This window comes from Streptomyces sp. NPDC006326, assembly GCF_040612915.1.
Taxonomy (GTDB): Bacteria; Actinomycetota; Actinomycetes; order Streptomycetales; family Streptomycetaceae; genus Streptomyces.
The window spans coordinates 1-2,663 of record NZ_JBEXRC010000108.1; the positions used below are offsets into that span (position 1 = coordinate 1).

At 70.2% G+C, this 2,663-nt stretch carries 3 protein-coding genes; all 3 read right to left on the reverse strand.

Translation table 11 applies throughout. The annotated features are described in order from the left end of the window. Positions 1-749: adenosylhomocysteinase (locus ABZ128_RS35465; RefSeq protein ID WP_356854020.1), on the reverse strand; the 749-nt coding region annotated here is incomplete at its 3' end. Further along, positions 727-1,656 carry a methylenetetrahydrofolate reductase [NAD(P)H] gene (gene metF / locus ABZ128_RS35470; RefSeq protein ID WP_356854022.1) on the reverse strand — a complete coding sequence of 310 codons (930 nt, stop codon included), beginning with the start codon at positions 1,654-1,656 and terminating at the stop codon, positions 727-729. The genes metF and ABZ128_RS35465, both read right to left, overlap by 23 nt. A gap of 11 nt (positions 1,657-1,667) precedes the next feature. Beyond that, positions 1,668-2,663, reverse strand: a 996-nt coding sequence (locus tag ABZ128_RS35475) for a vitamin B12 dependent-methionine synthase activation domain-containing protein (RefSeq protein WP_356854023.1), incomplete at its 5' end; no start/stop codon positions are given.

Below are 2,663 nucleotides of genomic sequence, written 5' to 3' on the forward strand. Positions count from 1 at the left end.
ATCAGGACGTCCGTGGCACGGTTGATCCCGTCGATCAGCGAGTGCCGGCAGCCGTACTTGTTGTCGAACTTCGACTTCGTCACCGCGTCGTTCACGTTGATCGCCGGGAACAGCAGGGCGCCGTCGCGGTGCATCTCGTAGAGGCGGTGGACGCCGGTGGTGGTCTCCTCGGTGACACCGCGGATCTCGGACGCGAGCGCCGTCCAGTCGAGGGAGCTGCGGCGCAGCAGGTCCAGGACCAGCGCCATCTCCTCGTTCTCCGCCGTGGAGACGTCCGGGACGGCCCCGGCCTTCTGGTACTCGACGCCCTTGTGGACGAGGAGGGTGGCGTCGCCGCCGTCGTCCAGGATCATGTTCGGGCCCGTGTGCCCCGGCCAGGTCAGCGCCTGCTCGGTGCACCACCAGTACTCCTCCAGCGTCTCGCCCTTCCAGGCGAAGACGGGGATGCCCGCGGCGGCGATGGCGGCGGCCGCGTGGTCCTGGGTGGAGTAGATGTTGCAGGAGACCCAGCGGACCTGCGCGCCGAGCGCGACGAGCGTCTCGATGAGGACGGCGGTCTGCACGGTCATGTGCAGGGAGCCGGTGATGCGGGCGCCGGCCAGCGGCTGCGCGGCGGCGTACTCCTTGCGGATCGACATCAGGCCCGGCATCTCGTGCTCGGCCAGGGTGATCTCCTTGCGGCCGAACTCCGCGAGCGAGAGGTCTGCGACCTTGAAATCGGTGAAGTCAGCGGGCGGCTGCGAGGACACGTGCACTCCTTGTGGTGTGGATGCTCTGGATGTTCTGGTGGATCTCAAGAGTCGCGGTGGACTTGTTGAGGGTGATGTAGTGCAGGCCGGGAGCGCCCTCGGCGAGCAGGCGCTCCGACATGGCGGTCGCGTAGTCGACGCCGATCCGGTGGCCGGCGGCCGGGTCGTCCCTGGCCGCTTCGAGGCGGCTGGCGAGCGCCTGCGGGAAGCGGGCGTTGCTCAGTTCGGCGAAGCGGCCGACCTGGCGCACGTCCGTGGCCGGCATGATCTCGGGGATGATCGGCGTATCGCAGCCGGCGGCGGCCACCCGGTCGCGCAGGCGCAGGTAGTCGTCCACGTGGAAGAACATCTGCGTGATGGCGTAGTCGGCGCCGGCCCTGCACTTGGCGATGAAGTGGCGGATGTCCTCGTCCCAGGAGCGCGAGCGGGGGTGCCGTTCCGGGAAGGCCGCCACACCGACCGTGAAGTCACCCAACTGCCGGATGAGCACGACCAGTTCCCGCGCATGGGTGAGCCCCTGCGGGTGGGCCGTCCACGCGCCCCGGGGATCGCCGGGCGGGTCGCCCCGGAGAGCGAGGACATCGCGGATGCCCGCGTCGGCGTACTGGCCGATGATGTGGCGCAGTTCGGCGACCGAATGCCCGACGGCGGTGAGGTGGGCTACCGGGCGCAGCGTCGTCTCCGCGGCGATCCGCTTGGTCACCTGGACGGTCCGGTCACGGGAGGAGCCGCCCGCGCCGTACGTCACGGAGACGAAGGACGGGTCGAACGCCTCGATACGGCGGATCGCCGCCCAGAGGGACCGCTCCCCGGCATCGGTCTTGGGCGGGAAGAACTCGAAGGAGTAGGACCGCTCACCCCGTGCAAGGAGCTCGCGCAGGCCGGGGCGGGACGGGGAAGGGGGCATCGGGGTTCACCTCAGCGTGCGTTGAAGTAGGTGGCCGCGGGGTGGTGGATCACGATCGCGTCGGTGGACTGCTCCGGGTGGAGCTGGAACTCCTCGGAGAGGTGGACGCCGATCCGCTCGGGCCGGAGCAGGTCGGCGATCTTGGCGCGGTCCTCCAGGTCCGGGCAGGCGGGGTAGCCGAGCGAGTAGCGGCAGCCCTGGTACTCGGTACGGAACATGCCGTCCATGGAGGCCGGGTCCGAGGCGGAGATGCCGAGCTCGGTGCGGACGCGGGCGTGCCAGTACTCGGCGAGGGCCTCGGCCAGCTGGACGGAGAGACCGTGCAGCTCCATGTAATCGCGGTAGGCGTCGGCGGCGAAGAGCCGGGCCGTCTCCTCCCCGATGCGGCTGCCTACGGTGACGACCTGGAGGCCGACGACGTCGGTCTCACCGGATTCCTCGGGGCGGAAGAAGTCGGCGAGGCACAGACGGCGGCCGCGGCGCTGGCGCGGGAAGGTGAAGCGGGTCCGCTCGCCGCCGAACTCGTCGAGGATGATCAGGTCGTCGCCCTTGGACACACAGGGGAAGTAGCCGTGCACGACGGCCGCTTCGAGCAGCCCGTCGGTGTGCAGCCGGTCGAGCCAGCCACGCAGCCGGGGCCGGCCGGCCGTGTCGATGGTCTCGGCGTCCTTCAGGCCCCACTGGCCCTTGAACAGGGCGGTCTCGTCCAGCCAGGAGGCGTAGTCCTTGAGCGGGATGCCCTTGATCACGCGCGTGCCCCAGAACGGCGGGGCGGGCACCGGATTGTCGAGGGCCACGTCGGACCGCCCGCCCTCCGTGGGTTCCGCCACCAGGAACGGCGTGTCCCGCTTCGGTACGCGGCGCTGCTTGAGGGCCGGGAGCTCGACTCCGGGAACTCCCCGCTTGATGCCCATCAGGGCGTCCATGAGGCGGAGGCCTTCGAAGGCGTCGCGGGCGTAGCGGACCTCGCCCTCGTAGATCTCGTGGAGGTCCTGTTCGACGTAGGC